Here is a 24,948-nt window from a genome sequence, read left to right as displayed (position 1 = left end):
TTATGAAAGGAATTATCTGCAGCGTCGCAAGTGCCTGTAGTCTCGCTGGTGTACTGATGATGGTCGCGGTGGCTCCTGCGATGGCAAGCAGTGCTCCGGCGGATATCAGTAATGGGTTACTGCTCTGGCTGGATGCCTCAGATCCGGAAGCCGATGACAGTGCTCCCGATAGCTATGCCATCAGTGCGGCAACCCCCTGGCGAGACAAATCCGGTAATCAGTATTTTACGGTGCCGGTCGGAACAACGCCGTCGAATACCACTTTGTGGGATAAAACATCGGCGATTGGTAATCAGCCAGCATTTTCTTTTTCTGCATCAAGTCGGGTTGCTTATCAGGTACGTGCCGCAGGAAGTGATGGTATTGCTGGCAATGCCGATGATGTTGCATTGGATTTACGGCCCACCGCTCGCCCTGATATTACGATTTTAACGGTTTATCGCACGACGGGGCCGAGTCAGGATCAGGGGAGTGCGTTATGGGGAATTGATAACCGCAATTGGGATCGGATGTTTTTTAACTCCTTTGGTAGCGTCACACCCAAAGACGGAATTGTAGGGATTGGCCCCGCAGGACAGAATGTTCCGATTATTGATGCTGGTATTGCTGATACCAATCGTCTGGTGACGGTGAGTTATCAACACACCACAGCAAACGCTTCATTTGTCAGCTTTAACGGCTCGGATAGTGGTGCATCGTTTACTCCTTTTACGGATACAACCGATTTAACCGACCAACAAACAACCTTTGCTGTAGGTTGGGATGGTGATAATAACTATGCACAGGCCGATATTGCCGAAGTGATTGTGTACGACCGCGCATTAAATGTGTGTGAGGTGCACAAGTTGAATTTATTTTTATCGGATAAATACCGCGATGACTTCTGGGGACCACTGTTCATTAATGACCCATGTATCGCCGACTTATTAAAAGATATTCAGAATTATGCTGACGGCGATGGTGTTAATCCCGGACCATTAACCCCCGATGATTATCGTGAAGCCAGTATTCGTGATGTTGACGACGATAATATCGACATTGTGAATCCAGCGATTTTAGATAAAGACGGTATGGATCTGGATACGGTTAAGAAGGTACAGGATGTGGTTCATGAAGCCATTATTCAGGCCTATGCCGATACCAATGGCGCTTCTGAAAAACCGACTGTTGAAATGTATGCCAGCATAGGAGTTACCGGAGTAACAGCAGGCAATATCGATATTTTGAATAATGAAATCGCCAGTAAAGGTAAACTGGATGTCGATTCCGTGCTGGAAATACAGGACATTGTGAATAACCTAGGTGCTTTCACCATTGATATTAACCCGTTGACTCGTGAGCTGCTGGAAGGTCGTCCATTTTCAGAGATGGCTACTATTTCCGGCACCCCAACAGGGAGTGTGAACTGGAGTCTGAGCGGCCCGGATGCTCAGTTATTTGAAATTGATAACAGCGGTAATCTTTCTCTGAAATCGCCCCTGGCATTTAATACCTTGTTGAATAACCCAATTAATATCACGCTATCGGCAATGGATGACAGTATCACCGATTCAAAGAATCTGATCTTTACCATTTTAAAAGATACCGATGGCGATGGTACCGCTGATAATAGCGACGCTGATATTGATAATGATGGTGTTTTAAATGGTGATGACGACGAACCTGTGAACCCTCTGAATGATAGTGATAACGATGGTGTCGCCAATAATCAGGATACTGAGCCAGAAAATCCGAATAATGATTCAGATAATGATGGTGTACCGAATAATCTTGATTCGGAACCAACGACTTCCGCTGTCGACCATGATAATGATGGAATCTCAACTCTGATCGAAAATGCCTTAGGGCTCAACCCTCTTAGTGATGACTCCGATGGAGATGGGATTAAAGACGCTTCGGAGCTTGCTAATAATGGCCAGGGAGCACAACCGGATACCGATGGTGATGGCAGAATCAATGCATTGGATACTGATGATGATGGCGATGGTGTTGCAACGCTTCTGGAAAATACCTTAGGGCTCAATTCCCTCAGTGATGACTCCGATGGTGATGGCCTGAAGGATGCTTCAGAGCTTGCGAATAATGGTCAGGGCACGCAGCCGGATACCGATGGTGATGGCAGAATCAATGCATTAGATAGCGATGATGACGGCGATGGTATTTCAACAGCGCAGGAGATCCGTAATGGTACTAACCCATTAAGTATTGATTCTGATAATGATGGTGTTTCTGATGCAGGTATGTGCTTGTCTGATTCTTGTAATGAAACTGCACAAGGCGATATTGAAACCGGCCTTCGTGGTGCAGGTAGCCTGAACTTATTATTTATTGGTTTGTTAGCCGGTTTAGCGTTACGCAGTCGTTATCGTGTGTTGTTACTGGCATTACCGTTGGCAGCCAATGCTGCCGCTGATAGCGGTAATTCTGATGCTAATACCGACGTTAATGACGAAACCGCTTTTTATATTGGCGCGGGTATTGGTAACAGCTGGCTGGAGCCAAAAACTTCTGGTGATTTCCGCGTTAAAGATAAAACGGATACGGCGTTCAAATTAACCGCGGGCTGGGACTGGAATGACACGATATCGCTTGAGGGATATTACGCCCGCTTAGGTGAATCACGGCTGAGCCCTGCCGGTGAAATTGATTACCGTATGATTGGGGCTGATGTGATTGGTCATTACTGGCTGCAGGGCGAAGCCCGCGAGGCAGGCAGTTTTGCGCTGTATGCCAAAGGTGGTGTGAATCATATGACCAACGACGGCCACAATATTGCGTATGACAAACAACAAACCACTCAGCTGATGTTGGGGATTGGTGGTGAATATTATTTACCCAATGCATTCAGCCTGCGACTGGAATATGAATCCTACGACAGAGATGCCTCATTATTATCACTGAACCTGATTAAGCGCTTTGGTCGTCAGCCGGTTTATCAACCCGCTCCGGTTGTTGCTGAGCCAGAACCTCAACCAGAACCACAGCCGCAGAGAATAGCAGTGATTGAGCCTATTATTGAGGATGATGAAATTGAGGCATTGGCCGCACCGGCAGAGCCTGCCGTTGTTGAAACTGTAGCTGCCGAGTCTGTTATTGCAGAAGAAGCTGTTGTTGCAGAAGAAGCTGTTGTCGCAGAAGTGGCTTCTGCACCTGAATCAATCGCGGACGTGGATGTGGTGGTTGTGGCCATTGGCTTTGCACTGAACTCAGCGGATATTTCACCGTCTGGTCAGGCCACGCTGGATCAGTTAGCAACCGATTTCAGTCAGTTCCCACAAGCGCAGCTGGAAGTGCAGGCTCATACCGACAGCCAGGGTTCTGAAGCCTACAATCAGGACTTGTCTCAGCGTCGTGCAGAAGCCGTACAAGCGTATCTGATTGAACAAGGAGTGAAAGCCGAACAGCTGACTGCGGTAGGCTATGGTGAAAGCCAGCCTCGTGCCAGTAATGATAATGCAGAAGGCCGGGCACAAAACCGCCGGGTAGAGTTTAAAGTGCTCCAGCGTTAAACAAGGTGCTACAGCGGTAAAGGTTGTTAACCTGAAAAGACCTTCAAGCCTCCACCGGTAACGGTTGGAGGCTTTTTTATTTATACTGCCGCACACATTCTTTATTGATGCGAGCGTCTTATGTCTTTTGGTCAGGTGACTGCGTTACTGAGTTTTATTTTATCGATGGGCACCATTGCGGTGACTTACTGGATCGGTACCACTCAGGGAACCGCCGAACTGTGTAATCCGTTTATTGATGGCTGCACCGATATTACCCATACCGGAATGAAAGGGGATGGTGGTTTTATCTTTCGTGGCGGCATGATCGCTGCGACTGTTTTTTTTATGATTTGGTGGCAGTTAATGCGCAGCTGGTTGCAGCCTTATAGTGGCAAAGTTGCACTCAATTTTATGCAGTTTTTTGGCACCCTGGCCGCCGTTGGATTGTTGGTGGGGACTGCGGTACTCCTGCCGGAAAAAGATGCAACACGCTGGGGCGTACATGTCCGCGGTGCCAACTTATTTTTCCAAGGGATGTTAATAGCTCTGACGATTAATTTTGTATTAATTGTTAAAGCCCGGAAGCAAGGACTCTCCGTACCGTCTTTCCGCTGTAAGACTGCCTTGATGGCTATTTTATGGTTTATGTTTATTGCCTTTGCCGGTGTCACGGTTGGCATCGAAATGAGCCATGGCAAACGCATTATTGAGTGGTGGGCAACCTTATTTATTGGTTGTTATTTTCTGACGTCATTCTGGGATTGGAAATCCGTGAAAATTTCCGTGGGGTAGCTACTATTAATGGATTAGTAAATAAAAGGAAGTTTTATGACGTTACCTCAACGTACCGCGCTGTTTTCTTTTGTACTGCCCGTCATCCTGATCAGTATTACTTATTATCTGAGCTGGCAAGGTGGGCACGTCGAACTTTGTAATCCATTTATTGATGGTTGTGAGGCTATTACTGCCACCGGAGTCTATTACCCGGCTGCGTATGTCTTTCGTGGCTTAATGGTGGCTTTTGTATCGTTTGCTTTGTGGTGGTACTGCGCTGCAGCCTGGCTGAACAGTATCAATAGTGCCGGTATAAAATCCTGGGTGCGACATTTGGTTATTATTGCCATGGGAGCATCGGTATTGGGTGTAGCTTCCATTTCAGTGATGGGTGAAAATATGGTGCCTCCCAAAGAGCACCGTGAGATCTGGCGCTTTCATTCAATCACTGCGATTTTATTTTTTCTGATCACTTCGCTCTGCCAAATTTTAATGGCGTTAAGAATGCATCAGCTGCGTGACCAGTTGGATTATCCTCGCTGGAGTGTCCCGGTTAAAGTGGTATTGGCAACGGCGCAGTTGCTCACTTTAATAACTCTGATTGTACTGGTTGTTACTGACCGGGAAACCTCTGAAATTGTACAAATTGTAGAGTGGTGGTTAGCAGCCTTTATCTGTGTATTTTTCCTGACCGGATTCTGGGACTGGAAAAACTTTCGTTTAACCCGTCTGGAAAGACTGAGCCCTTCAGAAAAGCATCAGGAGGCAAATGTATGAAGACCTTACCTCAACGTATTGCACTCTCCAGCTTCTGGCTATCTCATGCGACCTTTTGGTTTACCCTGCTGCTAGGCATGTATCTGGGTAATACACCGGTTTGTGTGCCTTATATTTCAGGGTGTACCAGTATTACAGCAACCGGAATACCAGACCCTCAGTCATTCTTCTTCCGTGGCGGTTTAATATCGGCGTGTGTGCTGTTTGTATTCTGGTGGTATTGCATGAAAAGCTGGCTGACGGAGCTGGCACCAGAAAAGCCGATTCTTTCAGTACGCTGGATGACAACCATTGGTGTGATCAGCTCGGTGTGCCTGATTGTGGCAACGGCGGTACTTCGCCCGGATAAATCTGAGCTGCCATGGACAGTGCATACGGTCGGGGCCGCACTGTTTTTTCTGATTTCTTTATTGATACAAACCCGGGTCACGTTTTATTTACGTCAGCTGCAAGCGCAGGGAATTAATATTGGCACTAGCCTGACGTTTAAAATGCGTTTGATTGCCGGGCAATGGTTCTTTCTGCTGGTGATGATTGTGCTGCAATTAACCGACAGTGATGATGATCCAAAAAATGTTGTGGAATGGTGGATGGCGCTGCTGATTGGTTTGTATTACCTCAGCAGTGCGCAGGACTGGAAACACTTTAAATTAACGGCGGACTGAGCTCTGATTCAGATATTGTAGTTATATGTAGTTGTGACAGTTCAATTCCGGCCTGACGAGTTACAGCAGCAGATCATCCTTCACCGGAACGTAATGATCGGCTGCTGAAATTAACGAGTCGGCAGTTAATTGCTCAACTCCATATACTTCGATCTGGGTCTGAAATTTGTGTTGCATCCGTTGCACTAAAATACCAAAGTCGCCATCACCGGAGGCCAGCACAAGGGTATCAGCCTCGGGTGCATACTCCATTGCATCCAGAGTAATGCCAACATCCCAGTCACCTTTCGAAGTACCATCAGCGCGCTGAATATAAGATTTGAGTTTTACCTGAAAACCAATGGCGCGCAAAATATTCTGAAATTGCTTTTGTTTCTCATCACCGCGGTCAACGGCGTATGCGATGGCTTTTACCACTTCGCGTGGTGTGCCATCGGCACTATGGGTTGCCATTTTCCAGAACTGGTTGTAGTCGAAGTTGCGGCCAAAACCCTGGCGGCAGGTGTAGTAGATGTTTTGCACATCCACCAGAATTACAACTTTTTCGGAAGGCATATTTTTCTCTTTATGTCTGAGCGGAATTATTTCAACAGAAGTTTTCCGCTGCCGTCCCGAAGGCACATCCATGTGCCTGCCGGACGGTCGCGACATCCTGTCGCTGCTGCTTGAAAACCACTGTTAAAATTATTCCTACGCTTTGAAAAAATTAGTCTGGATAAGCTTTCAATAACAGCAACAGGATGTTGCGATAGAATCGAGGGCCATGGATGGCCCACCGATTCGGTGGCTGAAAGCTTATTCAGGCTTATTTTTATCTGGGCTTGATTTAACTTTTGCCCGGTTATTTACATCGCGGCTGGAGCGAATTAAGTCATCACCGGCAAAACTTAAATCCGATTTAGCCACCCGATCGTACAGCACAACATTAACCGTCGCCGCCAGGTTTAAACAACCAACGGTTGGTAAATAAACCACCTCATCAGCCTGATCAATAATAGCCTGGCTGATGTTGCCGTCTTCCGGGCCAAAAATATAATGAGCATTTTCCGGGTGTTGGAAATCCGGTAAACAGGTTGCCCCTTCAACCAGTTCAACGCAGATAATTTTTGCCTTCGGGTCAGCACATTCAATTAATGATTCAACACCTTCGAGCAAAATCTTATTGCTCATATTACGGGTGTCGGTGCTGAATTTAGCGGCAATATCGTAGCGTTGGCCGGTGTAATACACCTCGTCAGCACCAAAGCAGCCTGCGGCACGCATGACGGAGCCAACGTTGGAAGGGCTTTTGGGGTTGGTTAAACCGATGGTGATTTTGGGTTTGCTCATAATTCTTTGGGTATTTAAATAATAAAAAACCCCAGCAGTTAAAAACCCTGGGGTTCAGATTGGCAGGCAGCGGTCATGTGTTTTTCAAAAGCAGCAACATGGATGTTGCGACCGTGCGGCAGGGCCATGGATGGCCCTTCGGCGCGGCGGCTGAAAAATACATGAGTGATGCAATATGCAAGTCGGGTTAGCCCAGCTCTAAAATACCATCCATCTCAACACCTGCATCTTTAGGCAGTTGTGCCACACCAATCGCGGCACGTGCTGGATAAGGCTGCTCAAAATATTGTGCCATTACCTGGTTAACAGTCGCAAAGTTGCTCAGATCCGTCAGGAAGATATTCAGCTTAGCAATGTCCTGTAATTTACCGCCTGCTGCTTCACAAACAGCCGTCAGGTTTTTAAATACCTGATGAATCTGCGCTTCGATATCACCATCAACCATTTCCATGGTGGCCGGAACCAGAGGAATCTGACCCGACAGGTAAACCGTGTTATTCACTTTAACAGCCTGAGAATAAGTGCCGATAGCTGCGGGTGCGTTTTCAGTTGCGATAATTTCACGAGCCATGATTAATCCTTGTTTTTTCTGCGAACAATTTTATTTACCCCACGAATATTTCGCAGGCGACGAATAGCACGCGCTAAATGGCGACGGCCCTGAACACTGATTTTAAGGTGCACAACACTGAGGCGGGCATCACGTTCTTCGACATCAATTTTCTCAACATTCGCGTCGGCCTGATTAATGGCGGAAGCCAGTTCAACCACAATGCCACGACGATTTTCGAGGAAGACTTTCAGGTCAACACTGAATTCACTGTCGATGTCTTTATCCCACGACAGGATGACGCATTTTTCCTGATTATCGCGGAAGTCCTGCACATTTTTACAGCTGTCGGTATGAACCACTAAGCCACGGCCGGAGCTGGCATGACCAATAATCGGATCGCCGGGAATCGGGCTGCAACATTTAGCAAAACTGACCACTAATCCTTCGGTGCCTTTAATCGCCAGTGGCGATTGTTCAAACGCATCCAGATCAATATCGGTATCTTTGTTGGCAACCAATAAACGGCGGGCAAGAATCGGTGCCATGCGGTTGCCGGAGCCGATGTCTTCGAGAATATCGTCGAAGGTTTCCAGAGAAGTTTCTTTTAACACCAGATCGATGTGTGTCTGGTCGATATCTTCCAGCGTTTTACCCAGGTCATTCAGCGCTTTATTTAATAACCGCTCGCCAAACGAAACGGACTCACTGCGGCGCTGATTCTTCAGGTAACTGCGGATATTGGAGCGTGCTTTACCGGTAACTACAAAGTTGAGCCAGGCCGGATTCGGGCTGGTATTCGGGCCGGTCACAATCTGTACCGTCTGGCCGTTCTGCAGTTGTGCACTTAACGGCGCCAGCTGGCGATTAATTCGACAGGCAATACAGCGATTACCTACATCGGTATGTACGGCATAGGCAAAATCGACCGCGGTTGCACCGGCCGGTAATTCGAGAATTTTGCCATTAGGAGTGAAAACGTAAATTTCTTCCGGAAATAAATCCACTTTTACGTGTTCAACAAATTCAATCGGGCTGCCTGCGCTTTTTTGCAGTTCAAGCAGATTCTGAACCCACTGGCGCGCGCGCTGCGTCCCACTGGTCTGATCACTTTCGGATTTATACAGCCAGTGTGCGGCAATACCATGGTTAGCCATGGCTTCCATTTCTTCGGTGCGAATCTGAATTTCAATCGGCACACCGGCCATACCAATTAAGGTGGTGTGCAGCGATTGATAACCATTGGTTTTGGGAATCGCAACGTAATCTTTAAAGCGCCCGGGAATGGGTTTATACAGCGAGTGCATGGCGCCGAGAATGCGGTAACAGTCATCAATCGAACTGGTGATAATACGGAAGCCATACACGTCCATAATATCGGCCAGCGATTTACGCTTTTCCTTCATCTTGTTGTAGATGCTGGACAGGTGCTTTTCCCGGCCGACGACTCTGGCCTGAATATTGGCTTCGCTTAAGCGGTTGCGAATGGCGGCTGAAATATTGTCCACCATTTCAGAGCGATTACCACGCGCGGTTTTCACCGCGTGCGCAATCAGACCGGAACGCATCGGGTAGATGGCTTCAAAGCACAGCTCTTCCATCTCAATGCGGATATCATTCAGGCCCAGACGGTTGGCGATCGGCACATAAATATCCAGGCTTTCGCGGGCCACACGACGACGCTTTTCCGGGCGCAATGAGCCCAGCGTACGCAGGTTGTGTAAACGGTCGGCCAGCTTCACCAGAATCACGCGAATGTCTTTCGCCATGGCCATCGCCATTTTCTGGAAGTTCTCAGCCTGTTGTTCTTCTTTGCTCTCGAAATGAATGTGCGTCAGCTTGGATACGCCATCCACCAGATCGGTGACCACGCTGCCAAATTGCTTCTCTAACGCATCCCGGGGAATTCCGGTGTCTTCAATCACATCATGCAGCATGGCCGCCATCAGGCTCTGATGGTCAAGATGCATGTCGGCCAGTACATTAGCAACGGCCAGTGGGTGAATGATATAGGGTTCGCCACTGCGACGGCGCTGGCCTTCGTGGGCTTGTTCGGCGTAATAATAAGCGCGACTCACCTGTTTTATCTGGCTGTTGCTCAGGTATTTGGCGAGTCGCTCTTCTAAGGCATCAAGAGTGGGCACGGGCGCGCTTTACCTCTTGTGAATGGTATGAACAGCGTGAGTGCTGTTATCAGTATTCTTCAGCGCGTGCTGCAGCTGCTTCCTGAGCCGCCATGCTTTCAGGAGTTACCAGATCTTCTGCAATTTCACGCAGCGCCAGTACCGTTGGCTTGTCGTTTTCTTCAGCCACCAGTGGCTCAGCACCTTGTACGGCAATCTGACGAGCACGTTTGGTTGCCAGCATTACCAGCTCAAAACGGTTATCAACGTTGTTTAAGCAATCTTCTACGGTTACGCGTGCCATGGTATTTCCTGCAAATTAGGTGAATGACGATCAAATTTGATAGAACCGGGTATTGTAGTTAAATAGCGCCGTAAGGGAAGTCTCATGGCGTGATATCAATAAACTTTTTCCGGTTCTTTGGTACAACTGAGGTACCGCTGACTTATACCGCTGTCCCAGTACAGAGTTAACTGCGCTCGGCCAGCAGGGCGTTTAAGGTGTCCTGATGGCGTACTTGCTGCGCTTCTAAACGGTGACGGCGGGCAATCACAACCGCGCGTAGTTCCTGCAACGCGTTACCAAAATCGTTGTTGACGATCAGGTAATCAAACTCGCCGTAATGGCTCATTTCACTTTGCGCATCACGCATGCGGCGGTCGATGATTTCCTGACTGTCCTGACCCCGGCCACTTAAACGCTTGGCCAGCTCTTCGATGGACGGTGGCAGGATAAAAACACTGACGGCATCGGGCATCAGGCGACGTACCTGTTCAGCCCCTTGCCAGTCGATCTCCAGAATTACATCGCGGCCAGCGGCCAGTTCACTTTCCACCCACTGTTGTGACGTGCCATAAAAGTTATCGAACACCTGAGCGTGTTCCAGAAAGGCGTTATCGGCAATCAGCTGCTGAAACGTCTCAACGCTGACGAAGTTATAGTCTTTGCCATCCACTTCACCCGGGCGCGGCGCACGGGTGGTGTGAGACACAGAAACACCAATATGAGAGGTGCACTCCAGCAGGGCTTTCACCAGGCTGGTTTTACCGGCACCGGAGGGTGCTGAAAAAATAAATAAGGTGCCAGTGAAGGGTGTTTTGTTGGTTTCAGACATGATGACTTCGGGTTTGGTAGTTACAATTACCGGATTATAGCCGACCCTTGCTGTAACGTTCACGGGCTTCTTGTTTCTTGCGCTCACTTTTGCGCAACAGCACGTAAAACGCACCGGAGCCGCCGTGATGCTTCTGAGCGGTGTGAAACGCCTGAACATCCTCTAAGTCTTCCAGCCAGTGCACCAGATAACTTTTCAGAATACCCGGGTCTTCGATATTACGATCACCTTTGCCGGGCAGAATCAGGATGCAGCGAATATCGTGATCCATACAATCGTGGACAAAGCGAAACAGCTCTGCACGCGCCTGCTCAACCGTGCGGCGGTGTAAATCCAGCCGTGCTTCAATTTCGTATTTGCCCAACCGCAGTTTGCGAAACACGCCGTCCTGAATCCCGGGGCGTTTGTAGCCGAGGATATCGTGTGGCCCGATGCGCTTCACCTCACTGGTTTGCAGGTGATTTTTATCTTCCACAACCACCTGTTTCTCAGCGGCCAGCTGCCGTGCTGCGGCGTTGGCTTTGTTCAGGTCAGCCTTGGCCAGCTGTACTTTGGCTTTGGTCTGGAGTGGTTTGACGCCCTGCATTTCCTGAAAAAACAGATCGTCATCATTGCTGTTCTGATTACAGTGGGACATGGCGGGTGGTACTCGGATGGTGAAACTGACGCCATTATAGCGCTGCCCGATGGCAGGGTGACAAATCTTTGCGAAGGAAAACACAACTATGTAGCGATATCCGTACTATAGATAACGTCTTCGTACTGCAAACTTTGTGTGTTCTGACGAACGAGGTAACACAACGATGAAACGATTGTTCTTACAACCATTAGCCACGCTTGCTGCCGGTACCTTGTTAAGCGCTCAGGCCTGGGCCTTTGATGGTTCTCAGCGACCGATTGACTGGGAAGATGAGCTGGGCCTGAGTGAGCAGCAGGAAGATCAGATTGACGCCATCGAAGACAAATACCACAAACAGTTTCGTGAATTACGCAAAAGTCATCAGCCGACTGAGTCGACCTCAGGCCATGCGCTGATGAAACAAATGCGTGATGAAATTCAGCAGGTACTCACCAAAGAACAACGCGCCGAAGCCCGTAAGCTGGTAGCTGAACGCCGCCGCGAAGCCATGGAGAAACGGCTGCGGCAAATGGCGAAAAAGCTGGATATGACCGATGAACAGAAAACTCAGCTGAAACAAACGCTGAGCCAGCAAGGTCAGCAGTACCGCTGGCCGATGGATCATGAGCAGCGTCAGCAGGCCCGGGCCCAGTTTGATCGTGCCATGAAAGAGATCCTGACCGGTGAGCAACAACAGCAATGGCAAACCCTGCAATCCGGTTTTAAAACCCGCTGGCATCACGAAGGTGATCTGAAGCGCAGCTATCACCAGCAAGAACAAGCTCAGAACGGCCATCAGAAGAACAATCATCACCACGATGACCCGCACGGTGGTCTTCGTAAAGGTTATCAGGACTGGTAGCCAAAGAATTCAGACCCGCACCCTGAAACGAAAAACGCCATACCGGATGTATGGCGTTTTTTCGTTCTGGCGAGCCAAAAATGGGTTTATGACTGCGCGTGTTTTTCCATAAAGGCTTTTACTTTGGGTGCAATCGTCTCGCGGAATTTACGGCCGTTAAAGATCCCATAATGGCCAACCCCTTTGGCTTCGTAATGCTGCTTACGACTCTTAGCGACGCCACTGCACAAATCCAGCGCGGTGCTGGTTTGGCCCTTGCCGGTAATATCATCCAGTTCGCCTTCGATGGTCAGCAGCGCCATCTTTTTAATCGCTTTCAGATCAACCGGTTTGCCATGGTGAGTGATTTCACCTTTGGGTAACTGATGCTCCAAAAAGACTTTACGAATGGTATCGAGATAATACGGTGCTGGCATATCCATCACCGCCAGATATTCGTTGTAAAACTTACGATGAGCTTCGGCGCTGTCACCGTCGCCTTTGATCAGGTCGGTGAAGAACTTAAAGTGCTTGGAGATATGGTTGTCCATATTCATCGACATAAAGCCGGACAACTGAATAAAGCCCGGATACACCATCTGATCTTTGCCTTTAAAACCCGGTGGCACTTTACAGATCACATTATTTTCAAACCATTCCAGATCTTTGCCTGAAGCATAGTCATTGACTTCGGTTGGACTGATGCGGGTATCCACCGGACCACCCATCAGCGTCATGCTGGACGGCAGGTTCGGGTTGTTATCTGCAGCCATCACTCCGGCGGCCACCAGTGCTGGTACACAGGGCTGGCAAACGGCCAGAACGTGTGTGTCAGGCCCGAGGTGGTCAAGAAACTCGATCAGGTAATCAACATAATCATCGAAGTGAAATTCACCTTCACTCAGGGGCACGTCACGGGCATTACGCCAATCGGTGATATACACCTCATGATCGGGCAGGAACTCACGCACAGTACCACGTAGCAAGGTGGCAAAATGACCGGAGAGTGGGGCGGCGATCAGAACTTTGGGCTGAGGTTCGAGCTTGCGGGTACGGCGGCGAAAATGCAGCAGGTTACAGTAGGGTTTTTCCAGTGCCACCTTGTACTCAATGCCTACTTCACGGCCATCAATCTGGGTGGTATCAAGCTCCCATTCGGGTTCTTCATAATAATCGGTTAAGCGTTCGATTAGCTCCAGCGAAGCCCGGATGGTGCGGTAATACCAGGAATAACTGAGTGGATTCCAGGGCTGGTAAAAATATTGACGTGCCTGACGCGCCATCACATGAACAGGCTGCATAGCATGCATGATCTGGGCGTTGATGTTGTAAAGCATAGATATCTCCCCGATTCAGCGGGTGGCTGTGACTGGTATTGGAGTTACTGGCATTTCATTTGTTGTTATTTGAGCTTAGCGCAGTGTCAGATGCTTGCTGGCGGTTGACGCCAAATTACGACATTTGCCGCATTTGGCCCCGCTCCCTGGGAATGCCTGTTGATTAATTAACCAACAGAGCAAAACCTTAGCATGAGTCGCTATAGGACACGAGCTTGTTAGCGGTATGATTGTGTAAATCAGGCGAAGTTCTGGAAAAATTGTTTTATGCTGTTTGGGAAACAAAAACAATAATAAACAGCTCGTGATGGCTGCTTGTAATGACGGCTTGTAATGACCGGGGCCATGACGAAAGGTAAAAGGTGTTTTATGTCTGACAATCACCCTCCTGCGTTTTCCAGCTTTGCAGAATTTTATCCCTATTATTTATCCGAACATGCTCACCCTACATGCCGGGCGCTGCATTACATCGGCTCATCCGGAGTGCTGCTGTGTCTGGCGTATGCCTTGTTGAGTGGTCAGTACATCTGGTTACTGGCGCTGCCTTTACTGGGGTATGGCATGGCCTGGATTGGTCATTTTTTCTTTGAGCATAATAAGCCGGCAACTTTTTACTATCCGTTGTGGAGTTTTATCGGCGACTGGGTGATGTTGAAAGACTTTGTCACCGGACAGATTGCCGAGAAGTTGCCGAAAGAGTAGGACACTTAGTTAAATCAGAGCGTTAACCGCTGATGCTGAAATACCGGCATATTGGTACGCACCGTTTGTTGTTGTTTATTATCCAGCTCCGCGATTGCCAGACCGGGTTGTTCATCCAGTTCGGTTAATACCGTTCCCCAGGGGTCAATGATCTGAGAGTGGCCCCAGGTCTGGCGCAGTTGCGGTTCGCCGGGCGCATCGTGCCAGCCACATTGGTTGGCGGCAATTACATAACACTGTTGTTCGATGGCGCGTGCACGCAGCAGGCTTTGCCAGTGTGCGGCGCCGGTTTTATGCGTAAAAGCGGCGGGCAGGGTGAAAATATCCGCACCCAGTTCGCGCATTTTCATAAACAGCTGGGGAAAACGCAGGTCATAACAAATGGCTAAACCCACTTTGCCAACCGGCGTATCAACCACCACCACATCATCCCCCGGAGCAAAGTGATCCGACTCGCGATAGCTGCCCTGTGCATCACCCACGTCGACATCAAACAAATGAATTTTGTCGTAACGCGCCTGCAGTTCGCCCTGATTATCAAACACCAGACAAGCCGAACGCACACGAGGGTCGTGCTCTTTCCCGGCTTCAACCGGGCATGGCATCGGAAACGCCCCGGCAATCAGCCATAAGTTAAATTGTTTGCCCCAGTTAGCGATGCGCTGATACACCTCATCGTTATGTGACAGCGCCGGATATTGTTTGCCATCAAGGGTGGCAAACATCTCGGGAATTAATACCAGTTCAACGTTTTGTTGCTGGGCATCGGCTAGCAGAGTTTCGATCTGTTGCAGGTTCTGGTCGATATCCGGGGTGCTGTTAAGCTGCAGGGCAGCGACTTTCTTACGGTTATTCATCGTCATCATCCAGACCAAAAATACTCAGGAAACGTTGTTTAAAACTGCGGCTTTCTTTGCCTTCAACATCATTATTAAATCGCTGATTGATGGCTAAATCCGGCTCTTCCCAGCTACCTTTTACGGTATAGCTGGCACTGGTGAATTGCTCCAGCTCGTCGCCCACCAGTTTTTCAGAAACATAAATAGCTGCGGCCACCGGAGGGGCAAAACCTGCCAGTACCGCAACTAATGGCAGGGTGCCGGTAACCGGGAAAGTAACCGCCAGTTGCATATCCAGGTCGCGCTCAATCAGGCTGGTGGTGCCCGACATTCGGAATTTTCCACCCGGGCCATCAACCAATAGTGGCTCAGTCAGAGTCAGCTGGCCATCAACAATTTGTGCTTTGCCCTTATACACATCAAAGGCAATACCTTCCTGATACAGGTCGGAGAAATCCAGCCGTAAACGACGGCTGATGGAGTTAAAGTTTAAAATACCAAAGGCTTTTAAAGCCCCCGCGCCATCGGCTGCCAGCTGACCATTACGCAGGCGCATACTGGTGAGGCCATTGAGGGTTCGCAGGTTAAAATTCAGCGGCGAACCCTGCCAGGACAATTGTGCTGAGGCTTTCATATCGTTTGAGGTAACAAACGGCTCAACCCGGAATGCCTGCAGAATTTTACCGGCGTCTTCGCCTTTCATCTGGAGGGTATCAAGCTGGGTCAGGTGCTGGTCTTCCTGTTTTAACCAGCGAATGTCGCCCGTCACAATCATGCCTTTCATATTGCTGTCGTGCAGCTGAATATCCATGCCTTCTGCCTGAGGCGCACTGCTGGCATGCCAGTAACCAAAGTTACGGCTGCCCAGATACAGCTCGTCCACTTTGAGATTCATGGCCGGGAAGTCGGCTGGGTTCAGGTCCTGTAATGGGTCCGGCTGAGACGGCAGTTGCTGGCGATCGGAGGTTTGAGCAGTATCTCCTTCACTTACGCCTTCAGTTGTCGCCGGGGCACTGTCGGGATATGGCAGGCGAATATACTCAAGCTGCATATCAATGGGTTCATTGCCTGGCTTCATCACGACCAGACCTTTCACCAGATCGCTGCTCAGGTTGATGTCCCATTCGTTCCACTCATGGGAGGCTTGAATATGCATCGGCCCGGTCGCCACGCCCCAGGCATCAACCCCGGCCAATTGCAGATCAACCTGGGTAAGCGGGTTCTGGCCAGGGTTGGTTTTTGATTGGTTGGTTTCTGAGCGCTTGCTGCCAGCCGCTTGGACAGGTTGCGGTTTTGCTGTTTGTTGTTCGTGCTCTGCCAGTAATGTCGTCAGTCGTTGCCAGATGCCCCACCATTTCTCAGCATTCACCGTTTGATCGATCTGGCCGCGTAAGGTAACGCCTTTGTCGCTGGGTAAAAACGGATCGCCACCGCCAATATAAACCTGTCCACGTTCCAGCTCACCGTTATGCAGTGCCAGTGCAGATTTCAGGAAACCATCGTAGTTCAGGTTAATGCGCAAATCGTCGCTGGGGTTAACCGATAGCGCCAGTGAGCGGGGTTGTTCTGCGTTTTTTCCTAATGGAGCTGGCAGTTGAATGTGAGTGCCGAGCAAATCACTGCTGAGCTGGAAAGTAGTGCCGCCACGAGCTTTCGGCAGAATATCCAGTGAAGCGTTATAACTCAGTTCACCCTCTATCGGATCGAGTAAAAATAAGGGCAGCCACTGCTTAAAGGACGGCCACTGGGCATCACCCTTAGCGTTCAGGTGAATATCAAAGTTGCTGGTTCCTGACGTGGAGTGAATCACTGTAGAGGAAATATCAGACACAAACTGGCCGCCCATCACCGACCCGGTGATGCCTTTGGCGCTGATGCCGGTTGCGCTGTCGTAACGCAGGCCTCCGTTCAGATCAGCGATCTCCATATTAATCTCGCCAATTGTTATCGTGTTATCACGCATACCAATATCGAGCTTAATATCCGGCTGGGCGTTGGCTTGTTTTTGTTGCGGATCTTTTTCTTGAGAGCCGAGCGGAATCTGCATCAGCAGGCTGGCATTGATGGGGCCACTGGCCTGCCACTGATCGAAACCGTTTTGCACCACTTGTTGTAATGGCGTTTCGGTAAAATACCGCAGTGCCTGATCGCTGCTGCCCGTCAGTTTGCCTGATACTTGTAATAGCGTGTTGGCGCTACCGTCTGGGCCAGCTTCTGAGCGTAACTTCACCCGGGCGCTGCGCTCAACAAAGCTGCCGCCCAGTGTTTTTCCACTATCGACCCATACATCCAATGACGGTGCATCAAGCAACATGCGGCCATTCAGATCAGTGACTTCCGGCCAGTCCTGTAAATAGCGCAGACTGGCATCGGCCACATCCATATACAGCTGCACGCTGTTGCTGTTGGCCGGAGGTTGTTCGCCAAGGCGGCCATGCAGGGCAAAGGCGCCGTTACGAAAATCGCCCGCGAGGATGCTGCTGTCAATCCAGCTGGTAATAGACTCATCCAGCAGATCCGGCACCAACACCTGAGTCATGGCCGCCGGTGCTTGCTCGAACGCCATTAATACAGAGGTGCTGGGTTCAACATCACTGTTGGTGCGCGGCAGTCGTAAGCCGACATCAATTGTCAGTCCTACATCATTTAGTCGGGTCTGCATATCTTTCAGCTGCAGGCGGAAATGCTCAGGGGCGATTTGCCAGTAAAATTCACCCTGAGAGTCTGTGAGCCGCCAGGGATCAGCGTAAATTCCATCCAGAAACAAACCGTGTTCGGCATCATTGATACTGACTTTACCGGCATCCGGGGTCAGCAGCAGCTGGGCGCTGACATCGGAAAAGGCCGGAATGCCTTTGTAGCTGAGCGTGCTGACTTCATTCAGGTCGGTAGCCAGTGCAAACTTCCAACGCTCTTGCGGGTCGAGCTTTTTGCCGTCCTGGTCCAGCTCAGGAGCGACCAGTGATATCCGTGTATGACGCGCAGTGCCATTGGGCTCAAGGTTGCGCACGTACTTCATATGGCGTTCAGCCAGCAGGCCATAATCCTGAATAAAGCCGGATAGAGCGGATACATTTAACTCAGGAATGCCCAGTTGCCAGGCGTGTTGTTGAGCCTTACCACTGCCCAATGGAATACCACTGAGGGTGAATTCGGTGAGTGGTAACGGCTGATCAAATTGTGGCGTGACACGCATGTGCCAGTCGTTACTCTGACGTTCTGCCCGAAAGGTGACCTCACCGTTGCTGAGTTGCAGTGGCTGATTAGGGGTTTGCAGATCCAGCGACAGCACATTCAGGTTGCCATACAAGCTATTGAGGCGACCGGCGCCAATGGTGCCCCAACTTTTAAAACCGGCAATCAACTGATTGATATGGAAGGCATCGTCGGCCTGACCGGGAATCCAGCGACTCCAGCTTTGTGGATCAACCGCCAGATAAAACTCGCCCTGCTGCTGACGAATGGGCCAGATCTGACCCTGAAGCGTGGCGCGTAATGAGATGTTGGCCATCTCGTCCAGCCCCCAGGCAATTTGTCCTTCCAGCGCCCGGCTGTTGGCGCGGTTACGCCAGATCAGCTCATGAATCTCCAGTTGATCATCAAACTCCAGACCATCGTGGGTAATGCGCCAGTCTTGTAACACAATGGCTTGCTGCAACTCCAGAAACGCCAGCCAGGCCGGGCGTTGGTCGTTCGTGGCCGTGTCGTTACTGTTGCTATCAGGGGTGGTTGAAGCGGAGGGATCAGGCAGACGAATTTGCCAGCCTTCGGCAATCTGCCACTGACGTTTTTGTTGCTGGGTGATATGGCCGCTGACATCCGCGACCAGAATGCGCTTAAACACCGGCTGCTGGTGGAACAGCGAGGCACTGATATCCAGTTCGGCTTCGATTCTGCCAATTTTCAGGCCGCTTTGTGTGTCACCCAGAGTCACGTCATGAATCAGAATGGCGGGCGAGAGAATACGCCACTCACCTTTAAAGCGGCCAATGGTGACGGGTTGTTGCAGGGCGCTGGCAATCTGCTGTTCGATATCCGGTTGCAGGCTCTCGATCAGCGGAATCAGCTGACGGCCGAGGCTGGTGTACAGCGCCAGACTGACCACGGCCACGACCAGCGTGATCCACAGTTGAGTCCAGATTTGCGAAAACCAGCGCTTCATCGTAGTTGGCCAGACATCACTGCAGGATGATGTCGTACTGGTCCTGGCTGTATAACGCCTCGACCTGTAACTTGATGGCTTTGCCGATAAAGGCTTCCAGATCAGCCAGCCCGTCGGAGTCTTCGTCCAGTAACCGATCCACTACTTGCTGGTTGGCTAATACCAGATAGGTACCAGCCTGATAGGCCCGTTCTTCACGCAGAATTTCACGGAAGATTTCATAACAAATGGTTTCGGCGGTTTTTACTGAACCACGGCCATCACAGGCTTTGCAGGGCTCCATCAGCATTTGTTCGAGGCTTTCGCGGGTACGCTTACGCGTCATTTCCACTAAGCCTAAGCCGGATACGCCACTGATTTTGGTTTTGGCGTGATCTTTCTCCAGTACCTTCTCCAGCATGCGTAACACCTGACGCTGATGCTCGGCATCCACCATGTCGATAAAGTCGAGAATAATAATGCCGCCCAGATTGCGTAACCGTACCTGGCGACCAATGGCATTGGCCGCTTCCAGATTGGTTTTGAAAATGGTTTCTTCCAGATTGCGACGGCCAACAAAGCCACCGGTATTCACGTCGATGGTGGTCATGGCTTCGGTCTGGTCAATCACCAGATAACCACCGGACTTCAGCGGCACTTTACGCTCCAGTGCACGTTGGATTTCATCTTCGACGCTGTTGAGTTCAAAGATCGGGCGTGGGCCGGGGTAATACTCCAGCTTCTCTTCGATCTCCGGCATATATTGCTCGGTGAACGCCGCCATGCTTTGTGAGGTTTCACGCGAGTCGATCAGAATCTTTTCAATTTCCGGGCGTACAAAATCACGCAGAGAACGCTGTGATAACGGCAGTTCGTCGTAGATCTGCGCCGGAGGGGTGAACTCTTTAATACGTTCTTCCAGTTTGCGCCATAAACGACGCAGATAACGGGTATCGGCCAGAATTTCTTCTTCACCGACGCCGTCAGCGGCAGTACGCAGAATAAACCCGGCTTTGCCGGTCAGGCCTTCTTGTTCCATGCAGCTGTTGACCAGCACTTTCAGGCGTTCGCGTTCTTCGTCGTCTTCAATCCGCTGAGATACGCCAACGTGATCGGCTTCCGGCATATACACCAGATAGCGTGATGGAATTGCCAGCTGAGTGGTTAAACGCGCGCCCTTAGTGCCAATCGGATCTTTGGTCACCTGTACCACCAGAGACTGGCCCTGATGCACCAGCTGGCTGATGGGTGGTGTATTGGACGAATGATGACTGCTGTGATTGTGGTCGCCATTGGCAATTTCGGCAGCGTGAATAAAAGCCGCCCGCTCCAGGCCAATATCAACAAAGGCCGCCTGCATCCCGGGCAATACCCGGACTACCTTGCCTTTGTAGATATTGCCAACGATGCCACGGTGATTGGCGCGCTCAATCACAATTTCCTGCAGCACACCGTTTTCCACCACCGCCACCCGGGTTTCGGTCGGGGTGACGTTCATCAGAATTTCTGCGTTCATGAATTAACCTTGCTGATCCTCAGACCAGACCTTAATAGAAAACTCTGTTAGCAGGGCGGCGGTTTCGGTTAACGGTAACCCCACCACATTGCTGTAACTGCCATGAATATGATCCACCAGTATTGCGCCCTTGCCCTGAATACCATAAGAACCGGCTTTATCCATCGGCTCGCCGGTGGCGATGTAGGCGTCTATTTCGGTTTCAGACAATGTTCTGAAAACCACATCGGTGGCCACACTAATAACCTTTTGCTGTTGCTGGCTGATCACGGCCACGGCAGTAAATACCTGATGACGGTTGCCGGATAACTGCTGCAGCATGCGCTTGGCATCGGCGGCGCTGTGCGGCTTGGTCCGAATCTGGTTATCAATAATCACACTGGTATCGGAGCCCAGTACGACGGCTTCTTCAGGGTCATTCAGGCTTGCCAGTGCCGTTTGGGCTTTTTCCAGTGCCAGTCGTTCAACATAGCGCTTAGCGTCTTCACCCGGTTGTGGCGTTTCATCAATATCAACCGGGGCCAGTTTAAATTGGACACCAATCTGGGTTAATAATTCGCGGCGGCGGGGGGACGCTGAGGCCAGATAAAACATACGGATTCCTACGCCTGACTGACTTTACGCATCGCACCGGAGACCAGCGCATATACCCAGGGCCACATCAGTGCTGAGGTCAGCGCCGGTAACCAGAGATCGACCGGACGGGTGCTGTTGGTCAGTACGGATAATACCCAGTAGGTCAGCATTTGCTGTAACACCACCAATAAAAACACCACCGCCATTTGCTGAATAAAGTTAAACATCACTATGCGCTTATACAGCACCTGTAACAGATAAATATGCAGCGCAATAATCAGTATATGCAGGCCAAGAAAACTGCCACGTTCGGCATCCAGCATCAGCCCCAGTGGAATGGACAGCCACAAACCAAACAGGGTGGGGGCACGCAGCACCAGAATGGTAACGGCTAATATCACCCAGGACGGCTGCAACCAATCCAGAATATCTGGCATCGGCAAACGTTCCAGCACAAAAGCCAGAAACAGGGTGCTGGCAAACACCAGTAACGTGCGAAAATCAGGCATACCTTATTTCTCTCTCCAGAGGGTTTCCGGAGGCACTTGTCCTGAACCTTGCTGGAACACCAATAACAAATGACGGCTGCGATCCAGGTGAGCACTCGGCGTTGCAGTGACGCTGGCAAACGACTGCCCCGGAATATTCTCTACCCGTTCCACCATAGCCACCGGATACCCTTTTGGATAACGGCCACCCAGTCCAGAGCTGACCAGCAAATCGCCTTCCTGAATATCGGCCGTATTGGGTACGTAAATCAGTTCCAGGGTATTTAAGCTGCCAGTACCGGTGGCAATGGCGCGTACACCATTTCGATTTACCTGCACCGGGATGGCGTGGTTTGAGTCGGCAATCATTAACACCCGGCTGGAACGCGGCAACACATCAATCACCTGCCCTAATAAGCCATAAGCATCGAGTACCGGCTGGCCGATAAACACGCCGTCTTCGGTGCCTTTATCAATCATCATCTGTTGTGAGTAAGGGTCGGGGTCGACAGCAATTAACGCCGATACTAAGACTCGGTCGTCGATTTGCTCGGAGGCCGACAACAGTTCCCGCAGTTCGATATTTTCGGCTTCCAGAGAAGCCAGTCGCTGAGCTTTGGTTTCGAGGATTAAATTACGCGCCGACAGCTTTTTATTGGCACTTAATAATTGCTGGTGGGTCGCCGCGGATTCACCAAACCAGTTGGCGACGGAGGCCGGAATCGCGGCTACTTTTTGCGCCGGCAGAATCAAATAACCACTGACCTGACGCACCGGCTGCAACCATGGCGCATGGCTGTCGAGCCAGATCAGAATCATCGCCAGCAGGGCAATGCCAACGACCTTCTGTCTCTGTGCCGGTGGAACCTGAAACTGAGATTTAATAACAATGTCCTTAGGGTGCGCCGCGCTGGAACCGGCAGAACACCAACGATTATAAAAGACTAACTATACCGACTCGCCGTGAGGCTGTTAACTCTCATTCTTATTGGCGCTGCACTCTTTTAGTAAGGAAGCGTAGCCGCTGCGAAAATGTGGGTATTTAAACTGATATCCCGACTCCAGTAAGCGACGGTTATCACAACGTTTGCTGCCCGCCATCCGGCCCATGGAAAAATCCGTTAATTCGGTGTTGAGTTGTTGCGCCAGCCAGTCAGTAACGTCGGCTAACGGTGCTGGCTCACAATCGCTGGCCAGATAGCAGGAGTCGAGAGCTTTGCCCAGCAGTGTTAACTGAATTAAATGGGCTAATACCCCGGCACAATCATCGCGATGAATACGGTTGCTGTAACTCAGTGGTTCGGCTGGCGCGCCTTTGCCAGCTTTTACGGCATTGATTAAGCGATTGCGCCCGGGCCCATAAATACCGGAGAAACGTACCGCCGAAGAAGGCAGGCCACTATTGGCTAATAACTGCTCGGCTTCGAGCATAATGGCACCGCTGAAACGTGTTGGCTCGGTGGCCGATGTTTCGTCCACCCAGCCATGATCGGCTTGATGGTACACCCCGGTGCTGGAGGTGAAAAAGATGTGTTTGGGTGGCTGCGGCCAATGAGCAATCGCACTCAGGGTGTTGTTTAAACCATCGACATAAGCGCTGCGATAACCGGCTTCGTCGTGTTGGCTGGCGGCTGCACTGTAAATCACGAAGTCCGCTGCTTGCTGTTTGATGATGCTGATAAAGCTTTCGGCATCGGTAAAGTCAGCACTGATTCGGGTAAAGGCTTCAGGCAGTTTCGCAGCGTTGCGACGCACACCAATAATTTCGACGTCTTGAGTGCGATCTTTGTCTTGGTTCTGGTCATTTAGCAGCTGTCGGCCACATTCGCTGCCAACATCGCCGCAGCCAATAATTAATACCCGAATGGTCATTTGTTGTGTCTCGTTTATTGCTTGGAGTGGGGAGCAGATACAAAAAAGCGGAGCCTGAAACTCCGCTTTTTTTGTGATTGAGCCGGTGTCGATTAATCGATTGCGGCCATCTCTAACTGACCTTCGCTGGCTGTTTCCAGGAACTTACCGCCACCACGGGCAACACAAGTCAGTGGATCTTCGGCAACCAGAACCGGCAGGCCGGTTTCTTCGCTCAACAGTTTGTCCAGGTCGCGTAATAACGCACCACCACCGGTTAACACCATGCCACGTTCGGCAACGTCAGATGCCAGTTCTGGTGGCGATTGCTCCAGTGCCCCTTTAACTGCTTGTACAATGGCCGCCAGAGATTCCTGCAGCGCTTCCAGAATTTCGTTGGAATTCAGGGTAAAGCTGCGTGGAATACCTTCTGCCAGATTACGGCCACGTACATCAATTTCGCGCACTTCGCCGCCCGGATAAGCGGTACCAATTTCTTGCTTGATACGCTCAGCGGTGGCTTCACCAATCAGGCTGCCGTAGTTGCGACGAATATAAGCAACAATGGCTTCATCAAAGCGGTCACCGCCCACTTTTACGGATTCTGCGTAAACCACGCCGCTCAGTGAGATAATAGCAATTTCTGTAGTACCACCACCGATGTCGACCACCATGGAACCACGAGCTTCATCCACTGGCAGGCCAGCACCAATCGCGGCTGCCATTGGTTCATATATTAAATAAGCACGGGAAGCACCGGCACCCATCACTGAATCGATAATGGCGCGACGTTCTACTTTGGTTGCCTGATATGGCACACACACCACCACGCGAGGGCTGGGTGGCATAAAGCTGCTTTCGTGTACTTTTTTGATGAAGTACTGCAGCATTTTTTCGGTCACTTCAAAGTCGGCAATCACGCCGTCTTTCATCGGGCGAATGGCCTGAATGTTACCCGGTGTACGGCCCAGCATACGTTTTGCTTCAGCACCAACAGCGGCAACACTTTTGGCATGGCCCTGCATGCGAATCGCAACCACCGATGGCTCATTGAGTACGATTCCCTGATCACGCATATAAATCAGCGTGTTGGCGGTTCCCAGGTCGATCGACAGATCGCTGGAAAACATGCTTCTTAACTTCTTAAACATCCAGAATTTCCCTGCACTAATCCCCACGTCGGGGCGGGTAAAAAAATTGCAGTAACTCTAGCA

22 protein-coding genes are annotated in these 24,948 nt (G+C 50.4%); 6 read left to right on the top strand and 16 right to left on the bottom strand.

Annotation, left to right across the window (positions count from 1 at the left end):
* The first annotated feature begins 2 nt into the window (after nt 1-2).
* From ACO05E_RS06460 to ACO05E_RS06445, 4 genes are all read left to right on the top strand, one after another.
* On the top strand, nt 3-3,509 hold the full coding sequence (locus ACO05E_RS06460; protein WP_419812164.1) for an OmpA family protein: 3,507 nt from the start codon (nt 3-5) through the stop codon (nt 3,507-3,509).
* Between the two features lie 120 nt (nt 3,510-3,629).
* Nucleotides 3,630-4,283: a hypothetical protein gene (locus tag ACO05E_RS06455; protein WP_419812163.1), complete on the top strand. Its 654-nt coding sequence runs from the start codon at nt 3,630-3,632 to the stop codon at nt 4,281-4,283.
* 36 nt (nt 4,284-4,319) lie between these two features.
* The gene (locus tag ACO05E_RS06450; RefSeq protein WP_419812162.1) at nt 4,320-5,042 is read left to right on the top strand and encodes a hypothetical protein; all 723 of its coding nucleotides are present in this window, start codon (nt 4,320-4,322) and stop codon (nt 5,040-5,042) included.
* Nucleotides 5,039-5,707 carry a hypothetical protein gene (locus ACO05E_RS06445; RefSeq protein ID WP_419812161.1) on the top strand — a complete coding sequence of 223 codons (669 nt, stop codon included), beginning with the start codon at nt 5,039-5,041 and terminating at the stop codon, nt 5,705-5,707. The genes ACO05E_RS06450 and ACO05E_RS06445 overlap by 4 nt, the downstream gene beginning before the upstream one ends.
* Nucleotides 5,708-5,767: 60 nt before the next feature.
* Here the strand turns inward: ACO05E_RS06445 and ACO05E_RS06440 are convergent, their stop codons facing one another.
* The 7 genes from ACO05E_RS06440 to smrA all read right to left on the bottom strand — a co-directional run bounded on the left by ACO05E_RS06440 (nt 5,768) and on the right by smrA (nt 11,461).
* Nucleotides 5,768-6,262, bottom strand: coding sequence for an NYN domain-containing protein (locus ACO05E_RS06440; protein WP_419812160.1), 495 nt, complete (start codon nt 6,260-6,262; stop codon nt 5,768-5,770).
* 240 nt (nt 6,263-6,502) lie between these two features.
* Nucleotides 6,503-7,036, bottom strand: a complete 534-nt coding sequence (locus tag ACO05E_RS06435; protein WP_419812159.1) for an RNA methyltransferase — start codon at nt 7,034-7,036, stop codon at nt 6,503-6,505.
* Between the two features lie 187 nt (nt 7,037-7,223).
* A complete protein-coding gene (locus tag ACO05E_RS06430) occupies nt 7,224-7,607 on the bottom strand; it encodes a RidA family protein (protein WP_419812158.1) in 384 nt (127 codons plus the stop codon).
* A gap of 2 nt (nt 7,608-7,609) precedes the next feature.
* On the bottom strand, nt 7,610-9,730 hold the full coding sequence (gene spoT / locus ACO05E_RS06425) for a bifunctional GTP diphosphokinase/guanosine-3',5'-bis pyrophosphate 3'-pyrophosphohydrolase (RefSeq protein ID WP_419812157.1): 2,121 nt from the start codon (nt 9,728-9,730) through the stop codon (nt 7,610-7,612).
* Nucleotides 9,731-9,779: 49 nt separating this feature from the next.
* Nucleotides 9,780-10,013, bottom strand: coding sequence for a DNA-directed RNA polymerase subunit omega (gene rpoZ / locus ACO05E_RS06420; RefSeq protein WP_255858013.1), 234 nt, complete (start codon nt 10,011-10,013; stop codon nt 9,780-9,782).
* Nucleotides 10,014-10,179: 166 nt separating this feature from the next.
* Nucleotides 10,180-10,824 carry a guanylate kinase gene (gmk, locus tag ACO05E_RS06415; protein ID WP_419812156.1) on the bottom strand — a complete coding sequence of 215 codons (645 nt, stop codon included), beginning with the start codon at nt 10,822-10,824 and terminating at the stop codon, nt 10,180-10,182.
* A gap of 34 nt (nt 10,825-10,858) precedes the next feature.
* On the bottom strand, nt 10,859-11,461 hold the full coding sequence (smrA, locus tag ACO05E_RS06410; RefSeq protein ID WP_419812155.1) for a DNA endonuclease SmrA: 603 nt from the start codon (nt 11,459-11,461) through the stop codon (nt 10,859-10,861).
* A gap of 166 nt (nt 11,462-11,627) precedes the next feature.
* Between smrA and ACO05E_RS06405 the strand changes: the two genes are divergently transcribed.
* Nucleotides 11,628-12,305, top strand: a complete 678-nt coding sequence (locus tag ACO05E_RS06405) for a hypothetical protein (protein WP_419812154.1) — start codon at nt 11,628-11,630, stop codon at nt 12,303-12,305.
* Nucleotides 12,306-12,391: 86 nt separating this feature from the next.
* Here the strand turns inward: ACO05E_RS06405 and ACO05E_RS06400 are convergent, their stop codons facing one another.
* On the bottom strand, nt 12,392-13,621 hold the full coding sequence (locus ACO05E_RS06400) for a polyhydroxyalkanoate depolymerase (protein WP_419812153.1): 1,230 nt from the start codon (nt 13,619-13,621) through the stop codon (nt 12,392-12,394).
* A gap of 369 nt (nt 13,622-13,990) precedes the next feature.
* On the opposite strand from ACO05E_RS06400, the gene ACO05E_RS06395 reads away from it, so the two are divergent.
* Nucleotides 13,991-14,323 (top strand): Mpo1-like protein, encoded by a 333-nt coding sequence (locus tag ACO05E_RS06395; protein WP_419812152.1) that lies wholly within the window; start codon nt 13,991-13,993, stop codon nt 14,321-14,323.
* A gap of 14 nt (nt 14,324-14,337) precedes the next feature.
* Here the strand turns inward: ACO05E_RS06395 and ACO05E_RS06390 are convergent, their stop codons facing one another.
* From ACO05E_RS06390 to ACO05E_RS06355, 8 genes are all read right to left on the bottom strand, one after another.
* On the bottom strand, nt 14,338-15,180 hold the full coding sequence (locus ACO05E_RS06390; RefSeq protein WP_419812151.1) for a carbon-nitrogen hydrolase family protein: 843 nt from the start codon (nt 15,178-15,180) through the stop codon (nt 14,338-14,340).
* Nucleotides 15,173-19,324, bottom strand: a complete 4,152-nt coding sequence (locus ACO05E_RS06385) for a YhdP family protein (RefSeq protein WP_419812150.1) — start codon at nt 19,322-19,324, stop codon at nt 15,173-15,175. Before ACO05E_RS06385 ends, ACO05E_RS06390 begins: the two co-directional genes overlap by 8 nt.
* Before the next feature lie 16 nt (nt 19,325-19,340).
* The gene (gene rng / locus ACO05E_RS06380; RefSeq protein ID WP_419812149.1) at nt 19,341-20,819 is read right to left on the bottom strand and encodes a ribonuclease G; all 1,479 of its coding nucleotides are present in this window, start codon (nt 20,817-20,819) and stop codon (nt 19,341-19,343) included.
* 3 nt (nt 20,820-20,822) lie between these two features.
* Complete coding sequence (locus ACO05E_RS06375) at nt 20,823-21,413, bottom strand: Maf family protein (RefSeq protein WP_419812148.1); 591 nt, start codon at nt 21,411-21,413, stop codon at nt 20,823-20,825.
* An 8-nt stretch (nt 21,414-21,421) separates the two neighbouring features.
* Nucleotides 21,422-21,904, bottom strand: a complete 483-nt coding sequence (gene mreD / locus ACO05E_RS06370; RefSeq protein WP_419812147.1) for a rod shape-determining protein MreD — start codon at nt 21,902-21,904, stop codon at nt 21,422-21,424.
* Between the two features lie 3 nt (nt 21,905-21,907).
* A complete protein-coding gene (mreC, locus tag ACO05E_RS06365) occupies nt 21,908-22,717 on the bottom strand; it encodes a rod shape-determining protein MreC (RefSeq protein ID WP_419813665.1) in 810 nt (269 codons plus the stop codon).
* 138 nt (nt 22,718-22,855) lie between these two features.
* Nucleotides 22,856-23,755, bottom strand: a complete 900-nt coding sequence (locus tag ACO05E_RS06360; protein WP_419812146.1) for an SDR family oxidoreductase — start codon at nt 23,753-23,755, stop codon at nt 22,856-22,858.
* A gap of 92 nt (nt 23,756-23,847) precedes the next feature.
* A complete protein-coding gene (locus ACO05E_RS06355) occupies nt 23,848-24,885 on the bottom strand; it encodes a rod shape-determining protein (RefSeq protein WP_419812145.1) in 1,038 nt (345 codons plus the stop codon).
* Nucleotides 24,886-24,948: the final 63 nt, after the last annotated feature.

Origin of the sequence: Bacterioplanoides sp. (assembly GCF_965226395.1) — a bacterium.
Classification (GTDB): domain Bacteria; phylum Pseudomonadota; class Gammaproteobacteria; order Pseudomonadales; family Oceanobacteraceae; genus Bacterioplanoides.
This window is presented reverse-complemented; position numbering and strand designations above follow the sequence as displayed.